Source organism: Streptomyces monomycini, assembly GCF_022271435.1.
Lineage (GTDB): Bacteria > Actinomycetota > Actinomycetes > Streptomycetales > Streptomycetaceae > Streptomyces > Streptomyces monomycini.
Map to the genome: position 1 here is coordinate 110853 of NZ_JAFIQY010000003.1, position 25189 is coordinate 136041.

Consider the following 25189-nt stretch of genomic DNA (forward strand, 5'->3'; position numbering starts at 1 on the left):
GGGGGAAGATCCGACATGCCGACCTGCCCGAACGGCCATCAGTCGGTGGCCGAAGACTGGTGCGAGGTGTGCGGCCACCGGATGGCGGGCGCTGTTCCCCCGCCGCCCTCCCTGCCCGCGGGGTTCCTCAATACACCTCCGGCCGGCCAGCCGGCGCCGCCGCCCGCTCCGCAGGGCGGCCCGGCCCCCCAGAACGGCCCCGGAGCCCCCGGCGACACCGGCACCTCCGGAGCCCCCGGCGCCTCCCAGGGCGGGCAGGCCTTCCCCGGCCAGCCCCAACCGCCTCAGCAGACCCCGCCACCTCAGCAGGCTTCTTCGCCTCAGCAGGCCCCTTCACCGCAGCAGACTCCGCCGCCCCACCAGGGCCAGGCTCCGGCCCCCCAGCCCCCGCTCCAGCAGACCCCGCCGCCCGCACCGCAGGGACCGATGGGCCAGGGCCCCGGCCCGGCCCCCGGCCCGCACGGCAGCCAGGGCGGCCAGGGCATGCAGAGCGGCCCCGGCAGTCAGGGCGGCTACGGCTTCCCGCCGCCGGCCCCGGGACCGAACACCCCCGCGCCCCCTCCCCACCAGGGTTTCGGCCCCGGCCAGCAGCCCCAGCCGGGCAGCCGGCCGGAGCTGTGCCCCCAGTGCCGTACGCCGCGCGAGGCGATGGCTCCGTTCTGCGAGGAGTGCCGCTACAACTTCCTGACGCACTCGGCCACCTCGTACGCCCCGCCGCCCCCCGGCCCGCAGGGCGGCCCGGGCTCCCAGGGCGGCTACGGCTTCCCGCCCCCGCAGCAGGGCCCGCCCACCCCGCCGCAGCAGTACGAGTACCAGGGCTCCCGCCCGTCCCAGATCAACCGCCCCGCCGAACCGCTCTCCCCGGACCAGTCCGGCCAGTTCGGCCAGCCCGACCAGCCCAACGCGTTCGGTCAGCCCGAGCAGCCCGGGCCCTTCGGCCGGCCCGACCAGCCCGGGCCCTTCGGTCAGCCCGACCAGTCGGGCCAGTTCGGCTCGTCCGAACAACCCGGCCCGTTCGGCACCCCCGCACAGGCAGGCCGACCCGGCCCGCACGGAGCACCCACCGGCCACCCCAGCCCGACACCCCCACCCCGAGCGGCCGACGACGACTGGCCCCTGCCTCCGCCCAACTCCCAGTCCTCACCCCAGTCCCCGCCCCAGTCCCCGCCGCCCGCGCAGCCGGGCCCGCAGGGCGGCCCGGACCACGGCCAAGGCGGCCAAGCCGGCCCGAGCAGTCAGGGCGGCCAAGGCGGCTACGGCTTCCCGCCCCCGCACCAAGGCCCGCCCGCCCCACCCCAGCAGCAGGGCCCGTACGAGTCCCAGCAGCCTCCCCAGCAACAGCCGCCTCAGGCCCCGTACGACCCGCAGGCCGCCCAACAGGCGCCGCCGCAGGCTCCGTTCGAACCGCAGCAGCAGCCCGGCCCCTTCGGCCGGCCGCCGCAGCAACCGGACGCGCACCAGCAACAGCAGCCCGACCAGCAGTGGAACCAGCCCGCACCGGGGCCCGCCGCCCCGCCCGGACCGCCGCCGGTCGTCGGTGACGGCTGGGTCGTGGCGATCGCCCCGGACCGCGAGTACTTCATGGCGATGATGGGCCGCAGCGGCCCGGAGGCGGCCGGCCTGAACCTGCCCGCCTACTCCCCCGAGCAGCAGATCCCGCTCACCGGCACCCAGATCGCCGTCGGCCGCCGCCGGCACAGCACGGGCGAGTCCCCGGACATCGACCTGGGCCGCCCGCCGGAGGACCCGGGTGTCTCGCACCAGCACGCCCTCCTGGTGCAGCAGCCCGACGGCAGCTGGGCCGTGGTCGACCAGAACTCCACCAACGGCACCACCGTCAACCTCGCCGAAGACCCGATCCAGCCCTACGTCCCCACCCCTCTCCACGAGGGCGACCGCATCCACGTAGGTGCCTGGACCACCATCACGGTCCGCCGGGCCTGACACGGCGGTTCACCGACAGGCGGGACCGGTGAGCGGCAGACGCGCCGGCTTCAGTGCACACACTGTGGCCGGCGCTTTCCGCTGCCGGGCACCGCTCTCGCATGAGACGGAGCAGCCTCCTAGCTTCCAGGCCCAGGCAGCGCCCACCGATGAGGCCCCTCAGCAGAATCGAGCCACGCGTACTGACAGGCCCCCTGGACGGTGACGCCGAAGCGTTCGCGTCGGGGGTGGTTCTGGTGGTGCCACAGGGTGTGGGCCTCGTTCGGGGTGAGGGTGTTGGCGGTGAGGGTGCGGAGGAAGTGGAAACGGTCGTCGCGCAGGGCTTCGCGGGGGAGGGCGTGATGGGGGTTGTGGTGATGTCCGCCGGATTCGGCGGGTGGGTCGGGCCGCTCGGAGGGGTCCGGGTGGGACGGCTGGGCGGTGGGGTCGGGGTGGGCTCGCAGGGGGACGAAGTAGGCGGGGGTGGGGAGGAAGCGGCCCTCCGCCCGTACGGCCTCGGGGTCCGTCACGCGGAGGGTGATCAGGCCGGTCGCCAGCGGGGCCAGGATCAGGGCTCCGGGAGTGCACTGGGTGATCCAGGCGGGCGGTACGGACGGGAGCGCGCAGGTGGCGATGATCCGGTCGTACGGTGCGCGTTCCGGGCAGCCCCGGGCACCGTCGCCGGTCACCACGGTGGGCCGGTGCCCCGCGGCGGCCAGCCGGTCGCGGGCCGGGCCGGTGATCTCCTCGTCCAGGTCGACGGTGGTCACGTGCTCCGCGCCCAGCCGGTGGGAGAGCAGGGCGGCGTTGTAGCCGGTGCCCGTGCCGATCTCCAGGACGCGGCAGCGGCCGCCTTGAGCCTCCGCCTCCTCGACCCGCAGGTCTTCCAGCATCATCGCCATCAGCGACGGCTGGCTGCTGGTGGACACCGGCTCGCCGTCCCGCAGGTACGTCGCCAGCGCCGTGTCGGTATAGACGTCTTCCAGCCAACGTGCCCGTCGCCCGGGGTCGGGATCGGAGCCTGAGAGCCGTTGGTAGCCGCGGGGTGTGGCCACGAAGTGGTACGGGACGAAGAGGTGCCGCGGGACTTCCTCGAAGGCGGCCCGCCAGCGCGGGTCGCCGAGCCGGCCGGCTGCTCTGATCTGCCGGATCAGCTCGGCGCGGGCCGCGGCCGTCGGCTCGTGGTCCGGCTCCGGACCGGATGGTGTACCGCTCATGTCTCCACTGTCCTACGTCGCGGGTCCTCGGCCGAGCAGTCCGGCTCCGCCGCGTCGTCTGACACCATGGACGGGTGAACAAGATTCCGCGCGGCACGCTTCAGGAACAGACTTTTTACGAGCAGGTCGGTGGCGAGCCGACGTTCCGCCGCCTGGTGCACCGTTTCTACCAGGGGGTGGCCGAGGACCCGCTGCTGCGGCCGATGTACCCGGAGGAGGACCTGGGCCCGGCCGAGGAGCGGCTCGCGCTCTTCCTCATGCAGTACTGGGGCGGCCCCCGTACGTACAGCGACGGCCGTGGCCACCCGCGGCTGCGGATGCGGCACGCGCCCTTCACCGTGGACCGCGCCGCCCACGACGCCTGGCTCAAGCACATGCGGGACGCGGTGGACTCCCTGGAGCTGTCCCCCGAGCACGAGACGCAGCTGTGGAACTACATGACGTATGCGGCGGCGTCGATGATCAATACGGCTGAGTGAGGCGTTGGCGGCCCCCACAGTCCCCACACCCCGTCCCGACGGCGATCTTTCAGCCTGCCCCGGCGGCGGCCTGCGTGACACCCGGCGCTGACGTGCTTTCCGGGCGGACGTCTCACACGGGTGCCACCGGGAGCGTCAAGCGGGTGTCACCGGGAGTGCCGACAGTCCGCCCGTACGGACCGCGACCGAGCCGTAGGGAGTGCGCAGCCGCAGCCAGCCGCCCGCGGTCAGCAGGGTGAGCGTGGGCGGTTCCGCCAGTGCGGCTCCGGCTCCCGCGGAACCGGCGCCGGAGCCCGGACCGGAACCATGGCCACCGCCCGCGAGCCCGTGGACGCCGGCGGTCTGCGCTTCGGCCCGGACGGGACGCAGGAAGCCCAGGGACTGGGCGGCGTGCGCGGCGCGCAGCGGCAGGTGGGTGTCGCCCAGCGTCCGGGACCAGATCTCGCGGCCGATGCGGTCGCGCTCGGCACGGGTACGGCGTTCCGGTGGGAGCGCCTCGTCCCGGGCCCGGAACTCGGCGACGGCCAGGGCCACGGTCCGGCCGAGCGCCTGCGGCGAGGGCAGCCCCGGCACCTGCTGCCAGCCGCCCCGCGGCGGCAGGACGCCGGCCCAGGGCGGGCCGGTGACCGCGGCGGGCAGCGTCAGGCTGTCCGCCGCCTCATCGATGCCTTCGAGCAGGTCGCCGGCGGAGACGGTGAGGTCGAGACCGGCGGCGGGAGCGGTTCCCGTACCGGTCTGCGGGCTTGTACCGGTCTGCCGGCCCGTAGCGGTACGCGGGCCCGTAGCGGTTCGCGGGCCGGTGCCGGAGGGCGCGGCCGGTGCCAGGCGTGCCGTACGGATCGCCAGCACCTCGAACGACGGCGGGCGCCCGAACACGGCGAGCACCCCGCCGCCCGCCTGCAACCGCACCGCGGCGGCACGGTCGTAGTGGATCAGCCGGGCCAGGAAGGCGGCGAGATCCGCCGCCTCCCCGGCATCGGCCAGGCGCAACGCCGTCATGCGGCGACGGCCCCCTCCTGCTGCTGGGCGCCGTCCGCGTCGTCCATGTACTCCTTGAGGAAGGACTTCTCCTCGGCGGTGATACGGCGGGGCCGCTCCGCGCCGAAGTCGTACGGGACGACGACGGTCGAGGCGCGGACGTACACCGTGTCCTCGTCCTTGATCTCGTAGGCGATCGTCATCGACGCGGCGCCTACCTTCGTCACCCAGGACTCGACGGTCACCGGCGCGTGCCGGTGGACCAGCGGCCGTACGTAGTCGATCTCGTGGCGGACCACGACGGACCCGCCGGAGAAGGACGTGCTGCCCTCGCCCGGCGCCAGCCGCCACATGAAGTCGATCCGCGCCTCTTCCAGGTAGCGGACGAAGACCGCGTTGTTGACATGGCCGAAAGCGTCCATGTCGGACCAGCGCAGCGGGCAGGAGTACAGGTGTCGCACGCGGCTCAGCCCCGGGTGAGCTTCTTGTACGTGGCGCGGTGCGGACGGGCCGCGTCCGGGCCCAGCCGCTCGACCTTGTTCTTCTCGTACGACTCGAAGTTGCCCTCGAACCAGAACCACTTGGACTCGCCCTCGTACGCCAGGATGTGCGTGGCGACACGGTCCAGGAACCAGCGGTCGTGGGAGACGACCACGGCGCAGCCGGGGAACTCCAGCAGCGCGTTCTCCAGCGAGGACAGGGTCTCGACGTCGAGGTCGTTGGTCGGCTCGTCGAGGAGCAGCAGGTTGCCGCCCTGCTTGAGGGTGAGCGCCAGGTTCAGGCGGTTGCGCTCACCGCCGGAGAGCACGCCGGCCGGCTTCTGCTGGTCCGGGCCCTTGAAGCCGAACGCCGAGACGTAGGCGCGGGACGGCATCTCGACCTGGCCGACGTTGATGTAGTCCAGCTCGTCGGAGACGACGGCCCACAGCGTCTTCTTGGGGTCGATGTTGGCGCGGTTCTGGTCGACGTAGGAGATCTTGACCGTGTCGCCGACCTTGATCTGGCCGGAGTCCGGCTCCTCCAGGCCCTGGATCATCTTGAACAGCGTGGTCTTGCCGGCGCCGTTCGGGCCGATGACGCCGACGATGCCGTTGCGCGGCAGGGTGAACGACAGGTCGTCGATGAGGACCTTGTCACCGAACGCCTTGCTGAGGTTCTCGACCTCGACGACGATGTTGCCCAGTCGCGGGCCCGGCGGGATCTGGATCTCCTCGAAGTCCAGCTTCCGGGTCTTCTCCGCCTCGGCCGCCATCTCCTCGTAACGGGACAGACGCGACTTGGACTTGGCCTGACGGCCCTTGGCGTTGGAGCGGACCCACTCCAGCTCTTCCTTCAGACGCTTCGCGCGCTTGGCGTCCTTCTGGCCCTCGACCTTCAGGCGGGTCTGCTTCTTGTCGAGGTAGGTGGAGTAGTTGCCCTCGTACGGGTGCGCGCGGCCGCGGTCGAGTTCGAGGATCCACTCGGCGACGTTGTCGAGGAAGTACCGGTCGTGGGTGACGGCGACGACGGTGCCGGCGTACTGGGCGAGGTGCTGCTCCAGCCACTGGACGGACTCGGCGTCCAGGTGGTTGGTGGGCTCGTCGAGGAGCAGCAGGTCGGGGGCCTCCAGCAGGAGCTTGCACAGCGCGACGCGGCGCTTCTCACCACCGGAGAGGTTGGTGACCGACCAGTCGCCGGGCGGGCAGCCCAGCGCGTCCATGGCCTGCTCCAGCTGGGTGTCGAGGTCCCAGGCGTTGGCGTGGTCCAGGTCCTCCTGGAGCCTGCCCATCTCCTCCAGCAGCGCGTCGCTGTAGTCGGTCGCCATCAGCTCGGCGACCTCGTTGAAGCGCTTGAGCTTGTCCATGGTCTCGCGGGCGCCGTCCTGGACGTTCTCCAGGACCGTCTTGGTCTCGTCCAGCGGCGGCTCCTGGAGGAGCATGCCGACGGAGAAGCCCGGGGACAGGAACGCGTCACCGTTCGACGGCTGCTCAAGACCGGCCATGATCTTCAGCACCGTCGACTTGCCGGCGCCGTTGGGGCCCACGACACCGATCTTCGCGCCAGGCAGGAAGTTCAGCGTCACGTCGTCAAGAATGACCTTGTCGCCGTGCGCCTTACGCGCCTTGCGCATCGTGTAGATGTACTCAGCCAAGAGAAACCGTCCGGCAGTCTGGATCTGTCATGGTCAATGCGGCTCCGCCGCGTGGGCCGATGAGCGGCTCCGCCGCGCGAGGGCAGATACACCCCATCTTGCCGTACGGCCAGCCCGCGATGGAAACGAGTACCTCGGGGGCGGTGGTCCGGGACGGTGATCGGGGCGCTGGGGAGAGGGGAACCGGGGGCGGGGCCAGGGGCTTCCGTGGCAGGGCCAGGGGCTTCAGGGGCAGGGCCCGGGCCTTGATCGTGAGCCCCGGATGCGTCCGGGCCGGGAATGTCCCCGGCCGGAAACGCCGCCGCCCTCCGTGGCCGAGGAGCGGTTTCGCTCGGGCACGGAGGGCGGTGGGTGGTGCGCGTACGGTCACAGGGTGACCCGCATCTCGCTTACGGGGTGACGCCCGCCTTCTTCTTACGGAGGAAGAAGACCGCGCCACCGCCGACGACGACCAGCGCGACCGCGACACCCGCGATCACCGGGGTGGCGCTGCTGGAGCCGGTCTCGGCGAGGTCGCCGCCCGCACCGCCGGTGCCGCCGCCGGTGCTGCCGGCGCTGGTGCCGCCGGCCGAGGCCGGGCTGGGCTGCGAGGAGGGCTTGCCGGGAGTGGTACCGGCGGTCTTGCAGTCGAGGACACCGGTGAAGGTCTTCTTGAAGCCGCCCTCACCCGCGATCGTGATCTCGTACGCCTGGTCCTCGCCGACCGGGACGGTGATCGTCTCGGACTTGCCCGGCGCGATCACGTGCTCCTTGCCGGACAGCTGGAACTTGAACGGCGCGTCGCCCTTGTTGCTGGCGGTGACGTCCACGCCGCCCTTGGAGCAGTTCTTCTCCGCGGTGACGGCCGGGGCCGCGCCCTCCTTCTTCCAGGAGGCGGTGGCGGTCGCGGTGGCGGTGGACTCGCTGGAGCCGGCCAGGATCATGGTCTGGCTCTTGACGCGGCCGACGCTGCCGGTGAAGGCGCGGCCGACCGAGACCTTCGTGGCGGCCTGCGCGGTCAGCGAGGTGGCGCCGTCCTTCGCGCCGGCGGGCACGTCGAAGAAGAGCTGGGTGCCGTTGACCGCCTTGGTGACGGGCTTGCCGTCGGCGCCGACCACCTTGACGCCGGCGGGGGTACCGGCGGCCGGGGAGACGGTCACGCTGCCGGCGTTGGTGCGGACCGTGACCGGGCCGAGCTTGCTGCCGGACTTGCCGGAGACGGCCGGCGAGTCCAGCTTCAGCGACGCCTCGGGCTCGCTGAGGCTCTTCGCGTTCTTCTCCAGGTAGTCGGCGAGCTTCCCGGCCGCGGGGTCGACGGCGTCGACCTTCACGTGGTCGGAGAAGCGCCAGATCGCGACCTGGGTACCGGCGGCAGCGGTCTTCTCGCTCAGGCTCCCGGCACCGGCCTTCTGGGCGAGCGAGGCCAGGTCGTTGACCTGCGGGTAGGAGTTCTGCAGGATCCAGCGGATCTTGCCGGCGTCCTGGTTGTCGTGCAGCGACGAGGCGCTCCAGGGCACCTCCTTGTACTTCGCCATCTGCTGCGTCGGCGTGCCGATGTCGATGCAGTACGTCTGGAGGGTGCCGCCGTTGTCGACCTTCATCTCGAAGAGTCCGGCGCCGATCCGCTGGTCATGACCGTCGGCGTGGAGGACGGCCTGACCGTAGGTCTTCAGACCGTCGAGCGTGGCACTGGCGCCACCGTGGACCGGCGCCGCTTCGTCAGCCGCGGCGGGACCCGCGGTGGCTATCGCGCCCGCCGCGACCAGACCCGACGCCAGGACCGCGGCGGCAAGGCGGGCTGCGCCCCGCCTCTTCACTGAAATCATGAATTTCCCCTCTGGGCGAGGCGGGATCGATAGGGGAGTTGCCTCGCCGGAATGAACCCAAAGAACTCAACAGCCGAATACATCAGCCCCCGTGAGTACTCGTGAGTACCCGACGGATCCTAGAGAGCGGGCGGAACACGATCCCCCGCAATACCGTCCTATAAGCGATCCGAATCACAATCGTTACCGACTACACCCCACTTGACCTGGCAATATCGACAAATCACCGGGACGTTCCGGGCACTGATCGCTTCTCCGGCGTAAGGCGCATCGGGGGTGCGGGGGAGATCCGGGAGACGGGCGGGAGAGAGCCGGAAGAGGGTCCGGAGAGGATGGGGCGGGGCAGCCTCGGAGGCTGCCGACAGCCGGTGTCGGCGAGGCTCCACCAGAAGGTTCGGAACCGCTCGGGCCAGGTGTCAGGCCGGGGCAATACCGCCCTCCTCCCGAGTGGGTGCCGGGGGCGGTGACGACCAGTCAGGTTCTGTGGCCGGTCCGGCGGCTGGAGGGGCCGGAGAGGGTGAAAGGGGCGGAGGGGTTGCCGCCTCGGTGGGTTCTTCCCCGTCGCCCGGCCGGCCGCTCGGGGGCGTCGGATCCGTACCCGTCCGGTTGATCCGCCGGAAGGCCGAGGTGCCGCGCGACAGGTCGTGCCCGACGGCCACGGCGTCCACCTCGACCGACACCCGCCGCTGTCCGCCCTTCTCCTCGGGCAGTTCCCGGTCCCACACCCGCATGCGGCCGTGCACGACCAGGGGTTCGCCGCGCGAGACGGAGGCGGCGACGTGGTCCGCCAGCGTCCGCCACGCGCGGACGGTGTAGAAGCTCGTGTCCCCGTCGACCCAGCATCCGCGCTCCTTGTCCCAGCGCCGCGCGGACGTCGCCAGACGGAACCGCGCCGCCGAAGCGCCTGTCGTGGTCAGCCGGTGCTCCACCGCCGTCGCGGCGTTCCCCACCAGCGTCACCATCGTTTCGTACATTGCCGTCGCCTCCCCCGTCATGGGCCCGGGCGGGCCCTGCGGCCCGGCCCCGGGCCTGCGTGGAACCCATGCTGCACGGATTCGCCGGAGCCTGCCGGGGCCTGTGTGCTACCGCGGAGTTGTGGACAACTGCGTCACTCCGGCGAGGGATCATCGTGTCGGCGGGCCCCAGCGCCCCGCCCCCTCACAGCCCCGAAGCCGTACAGCTCCGAAGCCGTACAGCTGCGAAGCCGCACAACCCCGCTGCCTCGCTGCCCCGCTGTCTCCCATTCCCGCTGTCTCCCAGTCCCGCTGCCCCACCGCCTCACAACCCCGCCGCCACCGCGTACTGCTCCCGCACCTCCCGATAGCGCAGCAGTTCGGCGGCGACCGGCTCCAGCACCGCGGCGCGGCCGCAGCCCGCCGCCGCCGTACGCAGCCGGCGTTCCGCTTCCTGGCCGTACCGACGGGCCGCACCGCGCCCCGACACTCCGCACACCCACGACAGAACCGGGCCACCCGTCGTCCCGATGACCGTCACCAGCAGCGCGGACAGCCACTCCCCCGCATCCGCCGCGCCCACCACCACGGCCAGCAGCCACAGCACCCCGGTCACCTGCAACACCGTCAGCAACCCCTGCGTCACCGCGGCCACCGACCACCACCGCGGCCGCACCAGCGGCCCCGCACGCAAGGTCCCTTCCGAGACCGCCGCCGCCCGGTCCAGCGCCTCCGGCAGCCCCTCGGCGCCCCGGAACGCCGCCTCGCGCACCGCCTGCGCCCAGGGCGCCGGCAGCCCTTCCGACGCCTCCCCCGCCACGGCCCGTACGGCCTGCTCGACCAGCGGCCGCGCCGTCGCCCGCCCGTCCACCGGCACCCAGCCGCTCACGGTGCCGTACTCGTCCTCGCCGTCCACATCACCGGCTGCGTCCGCTTCCGCGTACGGGTCCGCGCACGCGTCCCGGTGCCACAGTCCGGACCGTCCCGTACGCCCCGGGCTCGTCCGCCCGGACCGCCCGCGCGCCGCGCCCGGCCGCCGTCCGCGCAGCCGCAGGCGCAGCCACGGCGTGCCGCAGGCCCGCTCCCCGTGGCGCAGCCAGTCGCGTTCCGCCGCGCTGCCCATGGCCCCGGCGCCGACCGCCTCGGCGAGCCAGTCCTCGAACTCCTCCCGGGCCGCTTCCGTCAGCCCGTACCGTCCGTCCGCCACGTACACCGGCCACAGCCGCCCCGCCGCCGCGTCCACGTCGGCGGTCAGCCGCCGGTCCGCCGCGCCGCGCTCCGCGACGAACTGGCGCAGGGCCTCCCGCAGATCCCCGACGCCCTCTCCGGTGGCCGCCGACAGCGCCAGTACCGCGGCGCCCGGTTCGCCATGCTCACCGAGGGCCAGGCCGTCCTCGTCGAGCAGCCGCCGCAGATCGTCGACCACCTGTACGGCGGCATCCCCCGGCAGCCGGTCCACCTGGTTGAGGACGACGAACATGACCTCGGCATGGCCCGCCAGCGGCCGCAGATACCTTTCGTGCAGCACCGCGTCCGCGTACTTCTCCGGGTCGACCACCCAGATCACCGCGTCCACCAGCTCCAGCATCCGGTCGACCTGCTCACGGTGCCCGGCCGCGGCCGAGTCGTGGTCGGGCAGGTCCAGGAGGACGAGACCGGGCAGCGTGGCCGAACCGGCGGCCGGCGCGTGTCTGCGGCGCACCGGTACTCCGAGCCGGTCCAGCAGGCCGTGCGCGCCCGGCTGCCCGCCGGACCACACGCAGGCCACCGGCTCCGAAGTCGTCGGCCGGCGCGCCCCCACGTCCGAGTGGTCCGCCCCCACCAGCGCGTTGAACAGGGACGACTTCCCGCTGCCGGTGGCCCCCGCGACAGCGATGACGGTGTGTTCCCCGGACAGCCGGTAGCGCTCGTCCGCCGCGCCGAGCACCCGTCCCGCCTCGGCCAGCGTCGCCCCGTCCAGGCGCGTCCGGGACAGCCCGACGAGCTCCCGGAGAGCGTCGAGGCGGGGCCGCAGCCGCTGGGCGGGGGTCGGCCGGGTTCTGGGGGCTCCAGGGGTTGCAGGAGTCCCAGGGGCCCCAGGAGTCCTAGGTGTTCCAGGGGGCCTGAGGGTTCCTGGTCTGCCTGGGGACGCGTGGTCGTCGCGGTCTTCGGGGGTTTCTGGGCCTACGGGGGCACTGCGCTCTCTGCGCTGCCTGATGCCACTGGTCCCTCTGACAGCTCTGGTTCCTCTGGGCTCTCTAGGGGTCCGGGGGTCGGGGGCGCACTCCTTCGCCTCCTGGGCGCGGCCGCGCCGGCCCCGCGGCTCCTGCACGGGCTCCGCGGGTTCCTGGAGCACGGCCAGTACGGCTTCGAGTTCGCTGTCGCCCTCGTCCTCCCACTCCTGCCAGTCGCGCTGCTGGTGCCACTCGTCCCCGTCGTCCAGCCACTCGTTCCCGTCCGGGTGGGAACTCCGGTCCCGGTCTTCCCACTCCAGCCACTCGGGCCATTCACGCCACTCGGGCTGTCGGCCTTCGCGTGGCTCCGCCGCCGCTTCCCGTGTGCGGGCGTGTCGCCGCCCGGCGGCGGGCTTCGTGTCGGCACCGTCCTTCGCACGGCGGGCGATCAGCCCGTCGTTCCAGGAGGTGCGCGCCTCGGCCTGGCCGGGGGCCGGCCGGGCAGCTGCCGCGTCCGGGGCTGTCGGGGTTTCCGGGGCCGACGAGGCTCCCGCGGCTGTCAGATCTGCCGAGGCTCCAGGGGCTCCAGGGGCTCCAGGGGCTCCAGGGGCTCCCGGAACTTCCGCATCATCCGAAACATCCGGGGCTGTCTTCGGAGACGCCGCGGAGGCCGCCCCTACGACCGTCGCCGTCTCGGTGGCCATCGCCGTCTCGGTAGCCGTCACCGTCTCGGTGGCCACCGGCGAACCCTCCGCCATCTCCGGCCGCGCCCCGACGTCCCCATCCGCGTACCCGCCGCCCACATCCCCGTCCCCGCTCCCGCCCACATCCCCATCCATACGCCCCACACGAGCAGTCACCGCGTCACCTTCTCCTTCTGCAGTAGAGACAGCGCGGCGATCAGCGCGGCCTGGTGGTCCGGCCGTACGCCCAGCGATTCCAGCGGCGTCAGGCGCCGCTCCCGTTCGCCGTCCAGCGCGCGCCGGAGGTACGTGTCGAGCAGTCGGCCACCCCGGTCGCGCAGCCGTACCGCGGCCTGCGCGCCCAGCAGGTCGGCTAGGGCCTCGCCTGCTGTACGGGCCCGGCGGCCGCCCAGCAAGGTGGTGGCCAGCAGTGCCGCGGCCTCCTCCGGGTCGGCGGCGGACTTCGCGCGCTCCCCGGCCCGTGCCCTGCGCGCCGCGCGCCCGCCTCGTGGCGCGCGCGCTTCCCGTACGCCTTCCTCCGCCAGTTCCTCCAAGCAGCGCCGCCAGCGCCGTACGAGCACGCCCAGGCGGGCCGCCGAGGCCGCGGCGTCCGCCACCTCCGCCAGGGCCGCGTCCGCCGCCGCGGGGTCCCCGCGCCACGCCTCGGCGGCCCGCTCGTCGGCTTCTTCCACCGCGCAGCGCAGCAGGGAGGTCAGTCCGTGGGTCAGGGCGTCCAGCAGTTCGTCGGGGCGGCCGCCGAGTTCGTGGTCGCGCCAGTGGGCGCGGGCGTCGCCGGACAGCACCTCGCCCTGCTCGACCTCGCGCCGTACCCGGGCCGCGGCCTCCTCGTACGCCTGCTCCACCTGGTCGGCCAGCCGCAGCGTGGCGGCGTGCTGGGAGGCGGAGGCTCCGGCGAGGGCCGGCATACGGGAGTGCAGCGAGGCCAGCACCCCGGCGGTGGTACGGGCGGCCGCCGCGTTCCGGACCACGGGGTCCTGCGCGTGCCGTTCCAGCCAGCGCCGCAGGGCCGCCACCGCCGTGGCGGGCAGCAGCCCGCTGCCGCCGCCCGCCGACTCGGGCAGCTCGGGGATGGTGAAGCGGGGTACGTCTCCGAGCCCGGCGCGGGTCAGCAGGGCGGCGTACCGCGCTGAGATGTCGGTGGCGATCTGGTGCGGCACCCGGTCCAGCACGGTGACGAGGGTGACGTCGTACTCCTTGGCCGTACGCAGCAGGTGCCACGGCACCGCGTCCGCATACCGGGCGGCGGTGGTGACCAGTACCCATACGTCGGCCGCGCAGATCAGCTCGGCGGCCAGCTCCCGGTTGCGCGCGACGAGCGAGTCGATGTCGGGGGCGTCCAGGAGGGCCAGTCCGCTGGGCAGGGCCGGATCCGTCTCGATGCGCAGGGGCGCCATGCCCGCCGTGCTCGCCGGCGCGCCGCCGCCCTCCTCCCCGTCCTCACCTTCGTAGGTGTACTCGCACTCGCGTTCACACGCGTCGTCGTACGCGTCGAGCCCCTCGGGGCCGTCCTGCTCGGGCACCCAGACGCGGGTGAACTGTGGCAGTACGCGCCGTCCCGCGAACCAGTGATGATCGTCGGGGTGACACACGAGCACCGGCGTACGTGTCGTGGGCCGCAGTACGCCCGCCTCGCTGACGCGCCGGCCCACCAGGGAATTGACGAGCGTGGACTTGCCGGCGCCGGTGGATCCGCCGACGACCGCGAGCAGCGGGGCCTGAGGAGCGCGTAGCCGGGGCATCACATAGTCGTCGAGCTGGTCCAGCAACTCGGACCGGGTACGCCGGGCGCGGGCGGCGCCGGGCAGTGGCAGCGGGAAGCGCGCGGCGTCGACGCGGTCGCGCAGCGCGGACAGGACGTCAAGGAGCCGGGGTTGTACATCCAAGGTTGCCACTCGTGCAGAATGCCCAATTTTGGCAGGTTTTTGAAGCGTATAGCCCTCTGTGCGTGCCGCGTAAACCCGTACAGATCGGGATCAGCGACGCATGGGGCAGTCGCGATCAGAGGGGCTCAGGCATAACGAGTGCACAACACCCGACGCGTGAGGCGCCAAAAACGGTGCAGAATTCGTACCTGCCTGCGATTATCGGGACCGCTTCACCGAACCTCCACAACGTGCCACGGAGGTGAAGCAACCGGGACGAGGCACACGGAGCCCTATCCTTGTCGGCGGCCCGTGTGATCCACGCCCACCACCTGGCCCCCGTAGCTCAGTGGATAGAGCAGGTGCCTTCTAAGCACTTGGCCGCAGGTTCGAGTCCTGCCGGGGGCGCTCATTTATGCAGGTCAGAGGCCATTTCGAGTCCTCCGCAAGATCACTTGCGGAGGGCCTTTTCGTTGCCTAGGAGTGAACTTTGCCCCGATTTTCACCCTCGCCTTTGGCTCCCCGTCCCACATACGTCCCCCAGTTCGGGAGACAACCGTCGGGCTGTCTCCCGCCGCGAGAGAGTAATACCTGGTCAGAGCCATCCTGACGGCCCATCGGGAACACACAGAGCGGGTGCCAAAGCGGCGCCTGCCCTGTTCATGGCTGCTGGCTCAATCTGCTCCACGCATGTCATCGCAACGCCGCACACGTAAGATTTGATCTCGGTGCCAACCACCCGGTGTGGCGCAGCCGCCGGACCATGCAGGTCGCGGAGCCAGCGGCCCTGCATCGATCACTGACCGGGAGAACCGCTTCGTCCCACAGCCCAGCAACCCGCCGCAGAGGAGCCTCACCCCTCGTCGTCTCCCTCTTCGGGTTCCATGGTCAGCTCGGCCGCGTCCACGAGGTCCGGGTCCGAATCGTTGTCCGTCGTGCTCCCCTGGTCCTGCTCCACAGTGGGCCCCGCCGTCGCTCCTGCTGAACTCCCATCACCCTCCACGAGCATCGGGAGGACGTATGCCTGGGCCAGTCCCGCCAGATGAAGCGGGAGCGGCAGGGACAGCGCCGCCGCATAGTCCGGTGCCTGCCGCAGTTGGTGTACGGCGAGGGCCAGAGCCTCGGCCTCGTCCGGCTTTCCCAGGGCGAGGGCGCCCGGGTCGTCGTCCGCGTGGCAGCCGAGCACCGCGATCTCGAGCAAGGTCGGGTTCCAGGCACTGGTGCCCGCCTGCGAGGTGAGGTTGCCCGCGGCGTTGACCCTGGTGGCCAGGCGGTCGAGGGCGGGCGACACGGCGTGGGTACCCGGGCGTTCCGTGGTGCTGTAGAAGACCCGGTCCCCTGATGAGGCAACGCCCTGCGACGGGATGGTCTGGGCCCAGAAGCCGGCCGGCTGGCCGTGCGGCTTACCGGGTACCGCCAGGCCCCACCACTGCGCGGCCTCCCGCCCGCCGCACCCTCGGACGCGCACAAGGCGGAGTTCGTCGTCGAGCCGGCCCGCGGGGGCGTGGCCCGTCCGGATCAGATCCCGCTCGATCCGGCCGTCCTGCAACCACGGCCAGTGCAGCCTGCTGTTCTGTGCGTGAGTGATCAGCACGGTGGGCTGACCGCGGAGCGAGTGCAGTACGCGCTGGAGGAATGCCGCGGTCTCCTTGCGCTGCTGGGCGAGGTTGGTGCGCCACTGCTTGCCGGTCACACGGGGGGTACTTGATTGCGGGCCGCCGTTCTGCGGGTCGGGCTCCGCGCATGCCTCGGGATCGATCTCGGCCTGTTTCACCAGGCCCAGGAGGAAGCGCGGATACGGCACCCACTCCCCCGCGGCGTCGTCCCAGCCTCGTACGGCAGCCTGACCCGTCGCGTGCGGCAGCGGCGTGGCCAGGACGGCGACGGGCAGGTGCTTGGGCAGCCGGGTCGGACCGTCCTTGCGGCGCTTCACCATCCAAACTGCGGCGTACTGAAGCCCATCGGGCAGGTCGTCACCGAGGGTGTGCTGCGGCAGTACGCGGACGCCGAGCTGACGCAGCCCGTCGAGCCAGGAACTGTGGGTGCGATGCCCGATGCTGTCAGCGTTGTCGATCTGCCGGTCAGTGGACGGAGTCACAACGAACTGGGTCAGTACGCCTGCGTCAGCGCACCCCAGCCGAACGGCGAATTTGGGGTCGGTCGTCGACGGGCGGAAGGTGCTGCGGTGGGCGATCTCCACCAGGGCGAGTTCAGGGCGGCCGGGGTCCGCGCCGTCCGCGCGCAGCCATGAGTCCAGGGAACTGCGGCGCTCGACGACGGCCGTCGAGATGGCCGCACCCTTGCCTTTGACGGCCGGGTCGGGCGTCAGCCGGTCTCCGAGTCCGTCGGCCAGGGGCAGGCACCGCAGCCGCAGGGTGAGTTCCTCCGTCTGCCATTCGAGGACGACCGGTGCCCCGGGCCGGGCTTCGTCGAAGTCCCGGTCCTTGATCGCGGCTGCGGAGGCGCCGCCGTCACCGTCAAGACCCAGGGCGTGCGCGAACTGGGCCACTGCTTCCTTGCGTACCTCTGGTGACTGCCACAGCAACCGGACCTCCACCAGCGGTGGACCACTGTGGTGCGGGGCCGAGCCGGCGATCCGTGCCTGCGCCGCGAGGTTCGCCCTGCGCGCCTGGGTCTCGCGCAGCAGCTCGGTCTTCTTGGCCTCGTCGGTCCTCGGTTTGGGCCGCCGGTTCCCCGGTGCGCCGATGCCCTTGCCGCGCCCCCGCTGCAGATCGGGTACCCGCACCACGGGCTCCGGAAGGGCCTGTTCGGCCCATTCGGTCAGCTGGGCGCGCTGGTTGGGCATGAAGCCGGTGCCGATCTCATGCTTTCCCATCCGGGTGCTGTGCACCACTGCGGCGCGGACCCCTCCACCCTCGCCGATCCAGGAGCCCGGTTCGGCGAGGAGTTGTTCGGGGTCGGGGAAATTGCCGGCGAGGCTGAGTCCGCGCAGGATGCCGGCCGTATCGTTCTCGGACCAGGCGAAGGTGTCCGCTGCCCGGTCCCGGCGCAGTCGGGCGAGTGCGTAGCGCTCGGTGGCCGGTGCTCCGGGGAGCCAGGGGATGGTGGGCCTCAAGTAGACCGTGGTGGCTTCCCGGTAGGAGAGGTTGAGGCGTTTGGTGGTGGCCCGCGGATGCGTCGCCCACCGCCGTACGCTCCAGTGCAGATGCAGACGCGGCCTGGCATCGAACGGCGCGGTGTGCAGGGAGATGTTGAGTACGACGGAGAACCACCACTCCTTGCGCTTGACCGTCCGGCACAGGGGCTGCGACATAAGTTCGGCCCCCTGGTCGCGAGGTCCGCGAGGTACAGCCCGAAAGCGCAGCTCCCCTCCTTCGAAGTGATAGGGATCGAGGGACAGGATGCGGCGGGCCAACGCGTCGGTGGCGAGCTGGAACTGCCGGGGGTCAGGGGCGGCGGTCCCGCCGGGGGTGACAGGACCGGTGAGCAGTTCGACGCCGGTGACCGGCTGCCACTCGGGCAGGTTCCGCTTGAGGTCGGCGCTGCTCGCGAGCAGCAGCGAACGGAACCCGGGGTCCTGCCCCGCACCCTTGGGGCCGAGTGTGCGCAGCCATGCGTCCAGGAGCTGCCGTAGGGATCGCTCCGGGAGAGGATCGGTCGCCGAGGCGGGGACGTACATCCAGAAGTCCGCGGCGGTCGGGGGGCCCTGCTCCGGTCCCGGCTCGACGGGGACACGGGGGCGGGGGCGCACGATCACGTCGGGAGCGAGGGTCTGCAGGACACCGTCGAGCCGGCGCGTGGGCAGGGTCAGCTGCCTTTTCTCCTCGTCGCGCCCGTGGTTGTGCAGTTCGAGGAGATCCGCGTGCCAGTGTTCGGGAAAGGCGAGGGCGCGGTAGTCCTCGGTCCAGGGCTCGCTGCCCTCGGCGAGGTGGTACGCGGATCGGCGAATGCGCTGGTACATGTCCGTTCTCCCTGCGATGTCGTACGTGGTCGGTGAAGCGCCGTGTCTTCGGCAGCCTTGGCAGCGGCGGCGTCCCGGTGTGTCAGTCGGTGCCGCGCGGCGCGGGCGGAGCGCCAAGGCCGCACAGCGCTTCATACAGCGGCCGGTAGAGCAGCTTGACGAGTTCGATGTCGGCAGGGTCGGGCCTGTCGGCAGTGTTCTCGGTACCGCTGAAGTACGGGGCGAGGACGTCCCGGAGGCGTACCAGCAGTCCCGGGTCGTTGGTACGGGACCGCCTGTTCCTGCCTGCGACGGGTGCCTGTGCCGCAGCCAGCCGCGGCGCGAAGGCGGCGTCGACGAACACGACGCGGGCGGGTACCCCACCGCGGACGAGGCGGCCGATGACCTGCCAGATGGTGACGAGCTGGTCCCAGACGAAGGATTCCTTCTCGTCGTCGGAGAGAGAGGAGTAGATGTAGGGGCGGGACAGCACGTGCCGCCAGACCCGGCGGGCGACGGTGCGGAAGGTGCCGCCTGCCGCATCGAGACCGTCGGCTTCCGCCACCAGATCACCGAATGTCGCCCCCTCGCTGATCAGTTGCCCTCGTACGAACCGGCTCGCCCAGTCGTTGATGGCGAACACGGCCAGGGACAGGTCATCGGGACGAGGGTGGGGACGGACCAGGAAGAACACCGTTCCGAACGCCGCTACCCTTTCCTCGCCGGGACGCTGGGGGGTGGTGAGGATGTTGTGCCCGCGCTCGACGGCGAGCAGAGGAGCGACGAGCAGTTCGGCATCCGGGTCCTCGGCGAAGGAGGCGAGGTCACCGCGTCGCACCGCTCCGGTGCTCCGTGTCCGACTCCCAGCCGGTGCCCTTCCGTCGACCGCGGCTTCGAGTTCCGCGTCGTCAGCGGCCAGGACACGAACCCGGCCGCGCCAGCGCGGGATCTCGTCCAGGGCCGTGGCGGCCACCCCGGCCTCCGCGTAGCTACCGACCAGAAGGAGGGCCCGCCTGCGGCGCTGGTCGGGGATCTGAGCGAGTTCGCTCTGCAGCGGAGAGGTGGTTCCGTCCCTGCGGGGACGGGCCAGCCGGTCGATCATCAGGCGTAGGACGTCCTCGCGTTTGTCAGGGTCCTGCCCGGAGAGGCGGATCGGCTGCCCGGCCGCGTCGTAGAGGAACTCGGTGCGGAACACGGTGTCCCGGATGGACCGCAGCGCCTTGCTCTGCGGTTTCAGGACCGCTCGGACGGGAGCGAGGACATGGGCGCGGGTGGACGTGCCGGCCCAGCTGGTGCCGGACATCAGCAGAACGTGTGGACCGGTTTCCTCCCGGGCGGGATCGGCGCCGAGCTGGGGAAGGCCGAGGAGCAGTTCGCGGCCCACGCCCGCGCAGCGGAAGAAGCGCAGGGTTCCGGTGCGGCGACCGTCCTTGTCGCGGGCGGCCGCCCGTTCGTCGATGAGGTACTGGAAGCCGAGGACGTTGCCCATGGGTGCCTCGGGCAGGAGCGGCGCGTAGTCGAGAGGTGGCCGGCGGGTCAGTTCGTGGCTCGCCGCGTCGAGCCGCAGCGCCGCCTCCACCTGGGGCCACAGGAAGGTCACCCGGTCCAGGCGCTGGTGCAGTGCGGCGAGCACAAGGGTAAACTCCATTCGCCGCGCGTGCAGTTCGCGCCATTCCTCGGTAAGCGGCACCTCCTCGCGCGCCGGTTCCCTGCCCTGACGGACGGTGGACGGCGGCCGCTGCTGGGGCCCCGGCGCTCCGACGAGGAAGGAATCGAGGAGCGCGCGGACCCGGGCGCGCGTCCGCTTCTCGTCGAGAGTGTGCAGGACGTCGTGGGCGAGGGCGGTGAGCTCGTCGGCGGGCGTCAGATAGGGGCCCCGCCCGCCAAGCGGATCGTCCCGGAACGTGTCGAAGAACCCGGTGATCTCACTGCGGCGGTGTGCCCAGGGCGCCTCCGGCCCAGGGAGATCCGCCTCTCCTGGGCCGTCCCCGGCGCCCCTTTCGCCGTCGCCCTCGTCCTCGTACAGCGCGGCCTCGTCCTCGACGTCGCCCGCCTCCGTGCCGTCCGCACGCCGGACGGCACGGTCGGACGTCAGCGGATACCATGCGTTCAGCAGCTTCTCCTGAAGAGTCCATGCGCTGAAGTAGTCGATCTGTGCCCAGTTCCGCAGACCTTCATCGTCGATGAGCATGGCGTACAGCCGGTCCGCCGCGGTGCCGACGATGTCCAGGGCGGCGGACCACCGCTCCACGTCCTGGTCGGAGAGCGGCAGTCGTCCCTGCCGGGCGAGTTCGGCGATCTCATGGGTCTGCAACTGGTCGAGCCAGGAATCGGAGACACCGGTGGTGACGAGGGTGGCCGACGGCGCAAACATCTGGTCCAGCTGCATCTGTACGCGGTCGGCCTCGTCGACGATCACGATGTCGCTGCGCAGACAGGCCAGTTCCAGGTAGCGCAGGCGTTCGGCGTTGAGCTGGCGTGGAACAGCCGTCTGAACGAGGCTGGCGGGGTTCGCCACCCAGATCAGCGCGTCGACGAGGTCGCGCGCGGCGGAGTGCCGGGGGCAGACGCTCCACAGCGGACAGGCGTGCGGGGTGCCCCATTCCTCCTCTTCCCCGGCACCTTCCTCAGGAGTCGGCCTGCCGGAAGCGCCGCGGGCGCGTTCGAGTGCGCGCAGGGCGTTCTCGGCCGCCGCTTCGTCACCACCCTCGGCGGCCCCGTCCCTGCGCACGGGGTGCAGGCCGCCGCACGGTGCGTCGTTGTAGCGCAGCGGCTCTGATGTGTCGAGTGCGCGCAGCGCGTCCAGTGGACAGGCGGTGCTGAGATGTCTGAAGGTCGCGTCGGTGTGGACGAGCAGTGAGTGCGCTCCGCGCGCGGCGAGCCTGCGGTGCAGCCGCTGAGTGTGTTGGGGGCGCGTGGTGCCGCCCTGGATCAAGGCGGCATTCAGGCCGAGGCCGCGGAAGAGTTCGGTGAGGGTGAGCTGTTCGGCCACATCGCCCACGACGAGTGTGGTGCGCAGGCCGTTGTGGTGCGCCCAGACGGCGAGCAGGGTCATCAGGGTCGATTTACCCGCGCCGACCATACCGACGAGGTGGGTGAGCCGGTCCAGCGGCAGCGCGGAGGCCGACACGAAGGCGGTTCCGTCGGAGGTACGGGTGTCGAGATCGAGGTCGTCGAGGCGCTGGGCCCAATTACCTGCCTTGCGGCCGCGCCGCCGTTCCTCCTCGTCCATCCACCGTGCCACGTCGGCGAGCTCGTCGAGCGGTACCTCCAGAGGTCCTGCGGTGGCCGGGCGTCCGGTGGTGAGGGGGTGGCCCGGGAGGGGGCCCCGTACGAGGTCGGCCGGGATGGTGACGGAGGTACGCCGGTGGCGGCGGTCCATGAAGCGATGCTCGCCCGCCTCCGCCTGATCCATCGGTTTGACGGCGAAGCCCGGCAGGCTCGCCAGCGCCTCGTCGTACACGGCGAAGCGGTCGGCGGCGACCTTGGGAGGAACCCGGTATGCCTCCTCCCCGTGCACCGGGACACGGTACGCCCGCAGCCGTTCCGGCAGTTCCAGGTACGCGTCCAGAGACTGCCGCCACATCCGGCCGCGGCGCATCGGCCACAGCAGGTGCCGGGCGGCGGTCAGTGCAACCTGTTCCGCGGCGCCCACGGGCAGCTTCGCGGCGCGTGCGAAGGCGAGGCCGTAGCCGCCCAGGAGTGTCCACGCCCCGTCGGCGGCGTGGCCGGGTGCCACGGTCTCCATCAGCCGCAGGGCAAGCTCGACCTGGCAGAGCAGGGCGGGCCGGGTCCTGGCGTGCTCCTCGGGCCAGGGTCCGAGCGCGGCCACGACCGGCTGGTACCAACTGCTGCGGTCACGCATCGTCCGCTCCGTCCTCCTGCCCGGCGTCCTCGTCCGGGGTCATATTGTCCATGGGGCGGTGTCCGGCGGGCCCTCGGCGGGGGCTCGACGGTTCGCCCGCTCCCGCGCGGAACGGACCGATGGAGGCGTTCGGCCCTCGGTCACCGGCCAGGCGCAGCCGGGCCGCCCGCACGAGTTGGCGATCCGTCAGGAGCCTGAGCCCGTCCGCCTGAGCGCCCCGCTCCCTGGCATAGCTGTCGAGATAGTCACGGCGTGCGCGGACCCTGAACTCCGGGACAACCCAGCACGCCTCGTCGTAGGGAGGTTCGGCCCGCACCGCGGTCGCGCTGCGGCCGAGGAAGGCGGGATGCGCCCAGTCCTTGACGTCCACGGCCCACACATGACCGTCGGGAAAGATGACGCGCACGTCGTACGAATCGAAGTTGGGCCACATCTCGACGGTGAGACCCAGTGCCCGCAGCTCGCCCTCCAGGGAGGTCTCCGCCTGGCCGGGTCCGGTGACGAACAGACGCAACGGTTTGCGCAGTTGTCGCAGTTCCCCGGCCTCTGCTGCCACGAGCTCACGGCCGTGCGGCGCGGGGCCCTGGTGGCGGCACTGATCCCGCTCGCACCACCACTCGGCGTCGGACACCGGGTGCAGCAAAGTCAGGCAGCGGTGACAGCACAGATACGAACCGTCGCGCCGGAACCCGGCGGGGACGGGAGCGTAGATCTCCTCGACGAGGAACCGCACCGGGTCGAGGAAAAGGTCGCAGCTGATCTCGGCCCAGTCGTCCTCCGTGACCACGGGCCTGGTGACCAGCAGGCGCCGGAAGGCCGTGTACGACTCGGGCGCCGACATCGCACGGCAGACCCGCAGGGCCTCGTGAATGACCATGCGGTCGTACTGTCGCCCGGTGCTGTCGCCGTGCCCACGCACGGAAAGTTCGTGGCAGAGCTGGGAGGGTTCTCCCGAGCTCTCGTCGATCAGCCGGTCCGCGGCGTCGAACAGGTCGGCGGGCAGCTGGTCGAGAGGCCAGCTGCTGAGCGGCCGGGCGCGGGCCCAGCGGACCATCTCGGGCACACCGGCCGGGGGAGTGGCCCCGTTGCGCAGGCACTGGAGGGTCAGGGCATCCAGGGCGCGCTGCGCGCCGGCCGGGTAGGGCAGGGCGAAGGCGTCGAGGTCGTCGACGGCCGCCAGGTGAAGGACCGCGGTGGCCACGTCCCTCAGCAGAACGACGTCCCGGTTGAACATCCAGTCCGGGGCTGCCTGTTGGTCAGTCATCGGACGCAATACCCCCTCGCGGCGCCAGGTCGGCACTCGGCTCGGACCCGTCGGCGGACGAGGACGCACCGGGGCCGCGCGGCAGCGGATGGTCGGCGGCGTAGGCGCTGCCGGGACGGCACCAGGTGCGCGCCAGGCAGCTGTGGCAGTGGCGCCCGGTCCTCGGTTCGTACGTGGTGTCCTCGATGAGCGGCTGGGCGAGATCGGCGATGACGTGCTGGGCCTCGTCGACGATCTCGGCGCGCCCGGGATCGACGCGTTCGAGCCTGCTCTCCCCGCGGCCCTCGCGCAGGTGCTCCAGCTCGACCCAGGAGCGGCGCGGGTCGTCGCCCACAACCCCAGCGTGGAACAGCAGTACGCCGAGCGCCAGTTGCGGATACGTACGCAGCAGTGAATCCCGCTCCCACAGCGGGCGGGAGGATGTCTTCGTCTCGCGCCAGATCCACCGGCCACGATGGGTGTACACCAGATCGGGTACGGCAAGGACGACGACATCGAGTTCGGGAACGTAGGCCGCCACCCGATGCTGCACGAGGACGCGCTCGTCGGCGCCGAGTCCGTCGAGCGGGCACAGCAACCGATGCCCGGCCAGCATTCCGGCGGTCTCACGCGCGGACGCCTCGTCCAGACCGGTTTCGGACCGCAGCGCGTCCGGATCGGGGGCCGCACGGTCCCGGCAGCCGCGCAGCGGCTTTTCACCGTGGAGTGCGTCCAGCCGGGAGTCGACGAACCTGCCACGCCGTGCCCCGTCGTTCTCGCCGGACAGGTCGTTGAGATGCAGACGCCGCACCAGGTGGTACTGGGCGGGGCATTCCGCGTACAGGCGCAGGTCCCAGGCGGAGACGGAACGGCGCTTGCGGACGGCCGACGGGCGCCGCCCTCCCCACAGACCCTGGGCGCGCTTCAGGTCCGTGCATCCGGCGATGGCCTTGCACGCGACGCAACTCTCGCCGGGCGTGGTGCCGGTCGCGGCCGCGGCGGAGAGGAACGCCGGCACGGCGTCGCCCTCGAACCGCTCCTTCGCCTCGGCGGGCCCCTCGCCGAACAACGGCGGCGCACCGAGCAGCGGTTCCACCGAACCATCGGCGCACCCGACGTCGAAGACGCGCACCAGGGCGGGCGGGCGGCCGGTGCCGGTCGCCCCGGCTGGGGGTTCGTCCCGCGCCCTGCGCCGGGGCGTGGGCGCCCCATGGGCCATCACCTGCGCCACGGCCCCGAGTTCAGCGCTGGGGCGGCCGACCTTGGCCCGACCCAGCGAGGGCAGCCAGAGGTCGCGCACCGTCCCGTCGGTGGAGGCGTACATGCGACCCCACAGGGTGTGCTCGTACTGCCGGGCACCGCGCGCATCGGGTGCGTCCAGTCGGCGGGTGCGCCACGTCCACGGCTGCTTGACCGCCAGGGTGGGCGGCAGCCCTGCTTCCGCGGCGGCGGCCTGCTCCCGGGCGCGGGCCGCGACGTACCGCTCCAGGGCGTGCGCGGTCCACGCGAGATGTACGGGGTGGACCGGGGCACCCCTGCCTCGGAACGGTCCACGGGTGTTCCGCAGCTCCTCGCGCACCTGCTCGACGGACCGGCCGTCATGCTCCACACGATCGAGCGCCGCGAAGAGCGGGCCGAATCCGAACTCCTCATACGGCGTGGACAGGAACGGCACGGCCGGTTCGGCGACGAGCTGAGGCCGCATCGCGATGCGGCGGTGCGTAGGGCAGGCTGCGGCGTCGGGCCGAGCCATCCGGGGACTCGCCTTGATCAGCCAGTCCTCTCCGGCCACACCCGGTGGGTTTTGCATTGTGACCCCCGTTGCAAGGCGGCAAGGGCAAAGTGGACGTACAGAACCAAGGGGCCTGGCAGGCTATGAACGGCACCCTGGACGCGATCCAGCATGACATACATATGTGAACTGAGTCCATGAAGATCTAACATTGCAGTCACTTCACGCTAGTCTGTTGTGCCG

Annotated in this window: 14 protein-coding genes and 1 tRNA gene; 3 read left to right on the top strand and 12 right to left on the bottom strand. The window is 71.9% G+C overall.

Annotated elements, in window-relative coordinates:
* Window positions 1–483: 483 nt before the first annotated feature.
* Entirely contained in the window at window positions 484–1944 is a 1461-nt protein-coding gene (locus JXZ78_RS05155) for an FHA domain-containing protein (RefSeq protein ID WP_443735633.1), read from the top strand.
* Window positions 1945–2063: 119 nt separating this feature from the next.
* Here the strand turns inward: JXZ78_RS05155 and JXZ78_RS05160 are convergent, their stop codons facing one another.
* Window positions 2064–3140 (bottom strand): methyltransferase domain-containing protein, encoded by a 1077-nt coding sequence (locus JXZ78_RS05160; RefSeq protein ID WP_030018985.1) that lies wholly within the window; start codon window positions 3138–3140, stop codon window positions 2064–2066.
* A gap of 74 nt (window positions 3141–3214) precedes the next feature.
* Between JXZ78_RS05160 and JXZ78_RS05165 the strand changes: the two genes are divergently transcribed.
* Window positions 3215–3619, top strand: a complete 405-nt coding sequence (locus tag JXZ78_RS05165; protein WP_030018984.1) for a globin — start codon at window positions 3215–3217, stop codon at window positions 3617–3619.
* A 135-nt stretch (window positions 3620–3754) separates the two neighbouring features.
* Here the strand turns inward: JXZ78_RS05165 and JXZ78_RS05170 are convergent, their stop codons facing one another.
* From JXZ78_RS05170 to JXZ78_RS05200, 7 genes are all read right to left on the bottom strand, one after another.
* Window positions 3755–4618, bottom strand: coding sequence for a DUF8010 domain-containing protein (locus tag JXZ78_RS05170; protein ID WP_030018983.1), 864 nt, complete (start codon window positions 4616–4618; stop codon window positions 3755–3757).
* On the bottom strand, window positions 4615–5058 hold the full coding sequence (locus JXZ78_RS05175; RefSeq protein WP_030018982.1) for an acyl-CoA thioesterase: 444 nt from the start codon (window positions 5056–5058) through the stop codon (window positions 4615–4617). Before JXZ78_RS05175 ends, JXZ78_RS05170 begins: the two co-directional genes overlap by 4 nt.
* Before the next feature lie 5 nt (window positions 5059–5063).
* The gene (gene ettA / locus JXZ78_RS05180) at window positions 5064–6728 is read right to left on the bottom strand and encodes an energy-dependent translational throttle protein EttA (RefSeq protein ID WP_078624084.1); all 1665 of its coding nucleotides are present in this window, start codon (window positions 6726–6728) and stop codon (window positions 5064–5066) included.
* 389 nt (window positions 6729–7117) lie between these two features.
* The gene (locus JXZ78_RS05185) at window positions 7118–8533 is read right to left on the bottom strand and encodes an LAETG motif-containing sortase-dependent surface protein (RefSeq protein WP_030018980.1); all 1416 of its coding nucleotides are present in this window, start codon (window positions 8531–8533) and stop codon (window positions 7118–7120) included.
* Between the two features lie 416 nt (window positions 8534–8949).
* Window positions 8950–9507, bottom strand: a complete 558-nt coding sequence (locus tag JXZ78_RS05190; RefSeq protein ID WP_050502245.1) for a single-stranded DNA-binding protein — start codon at window positions 9505–9507, stop codon at window positions 8950–8952.
* Between the two features lie 304 nt (window positions 9508–9811).
* On the bottom strand, window positions 9812–12343 hold the full coding sequence (locus JXZ78_RS05195) for a YfjP family GTPase (protein ID WP_425274949.1): 2532 nt from the start codon (window positions 12341–12343) through the stop codon (window positions 9812–9814).
* Between the two features lie 152 nt (window positions 12344–12495).
* Window positions 12496–14226 (bottom strand): dynamin family protein, encoded by a 1731-nt coding sequence (locus JXZ78_RS05200; RefSeq protein WP_030018977.1) that lies wholly within the window; start codon window positions 14224–14226, stop codon window positions 12496–12498.
* Between the two features lie 314 nt (window positions 14227–14540).
* Between JXZ78_RS05200 and JXZ78_RS05205 the strand changes: the two genes are divergently transcribed.
* Window positions 14541–14613 (top strand) — tRNA-Arg (locus JXZ78_RS05205).
* A gap of 445 nt (window positions 14614–15058) precedes the next feature.
* Here the strand turns inward: JXZ78_RS05205 and JXZ78_RS05210 are convergent.
* From JXZ78_RS05210 to JXZ78_RS05225, 4 genes are all read right to left on the bottom strand, one after another.
* A complete protein-coding gene (locus JXZ78_RS05210; RefSeq protein WP_030018976.1) occupies window positions 15059–18127 on the bottom strand; it encodes a pPIWI_RE module domain-containing protein in 3069 nt (1022 codons plus the stop codon).
* Window positions 18128–18209: 82 nt separating this feature from the next.
* A complete protein-coding gene (locus tag JXZ78_RS05215; RefSeq protein WP_030018975.1) occupies window positions 18210–21971 on the bottom strand; it encodes a pPIWI_RE_Z domain-containing protein in 3762 nt (1253 codons plus the stop codon).
* Window positions 21964–23235, bottom strand: a complete 1272-nt coding sequence (locus JXZ78_RS05220) for a pPIWI_RE_Y domain-containing protein (protein ID WP_157851504.1) — start codon at window positions 23233–23235, stop codon at window positions 21964–21966. Before JXZ78_RS05220 ends, JXZ78_RS05215 begins: the two co-directional genes overlap by 8 nt.
* Window positions 23228–24967: a PD-(D/E)XK nuclease family protein gene (locus tag JXZ78_RS05225; RefSeq protein ID WP_078624083.1), complete on the bottom strand. Its 1740-nt coding sequence runs from the start codon at window positions 24965–24967 to the stop codon at window positions 23228–23230. Before JXZ78_RS05225 ends, JXZ78_RS05220 begins: the two co-directional genes overlap by 8 nt.
* Window positions 24968–25189: the final 222 nt, after the last annotated feature.

What these genes read in the sequence shown, in the direction of transcription:
- JXZ78_RS05190 (WP_050502245.1), bottom strand. Translation starts at nt 9,507, where the DNA reads ATGTACGAAACGATGGTGACGCTGGTGGGGAACGCCGCGACGGCGGTG.
- JXZ78_RS05185 (WP_030018980.1), bottom strand. Translation starts at nt 8,533, where the DNA reads ATGATTTCAGTGAAGAGGCGGGGCGCAGCCCGCCTTGCCGCCGCGGTC.
- JXZ78_RS05195 (WP_425274949.1), bottom strand. Translation starts at nt 12,343, where the DNA reads ATGGCCACCGAGACGGCGACGGTCGTAGGGGCGGCCTCCGCGGCGTCT.
- JXZ78_RS05220 (WP_157851504.1), bottom strand. Translation starts at nt 23,235, where the DNA reads ATGACTGACCAACAGGCAGCCCCGGACTGGATGTTCAACCGGGACGTC.
- JXZ78_RS05210 (WP_030018976.1), bottom strand. Translation starts at nt 18,127, where the DNA reads ATGTACCAGCGCATTCGCCGATCCGCGTACCACCTCGCCGAGGGCAGC.
- JXZ78_RS05155 (WP_443735633.1), top strand. Translation starts at nt 484, where the DNA reads ATGCAGAGCGGCCCCGGCAGTCAGGGCGGCTACGGCTTCCCGCCGCCG.
- JXZ78_RS05215 (WP_030018975.1), bottom strand. Translation starts at nt 21,971, where the DNA reads ATGCGTGACCGCAGCAGTTGGTACCAGCCGGTCGTGGCCGCGCTCGGA.
- JXZ78_RS05160 (WP_030018985.1), bottom strand. Translation starts at nt 3,140, where the DNA reads ATGAGCGGTACACCATCCGGTCCGGAGCCGGACCACGAGCCGACGGCC.
- JXZ78_RS05170 (WP_030018983.1), bottom strand. Translation starts at nt 4,618, where the DNA reads ATGACGGCGTTGCGCCTGGCCGATGCCGGGGAGGCGGCGGATCTCGCC.
- JXZ78_RS05225 (WP_078624083.1), bottom strand. Translation starts at nt 24,967, where the DNA reads ATGGCTCGGCCCGACGCCGCAGCCTGCCCTACGCACCGCCGCATCGCG.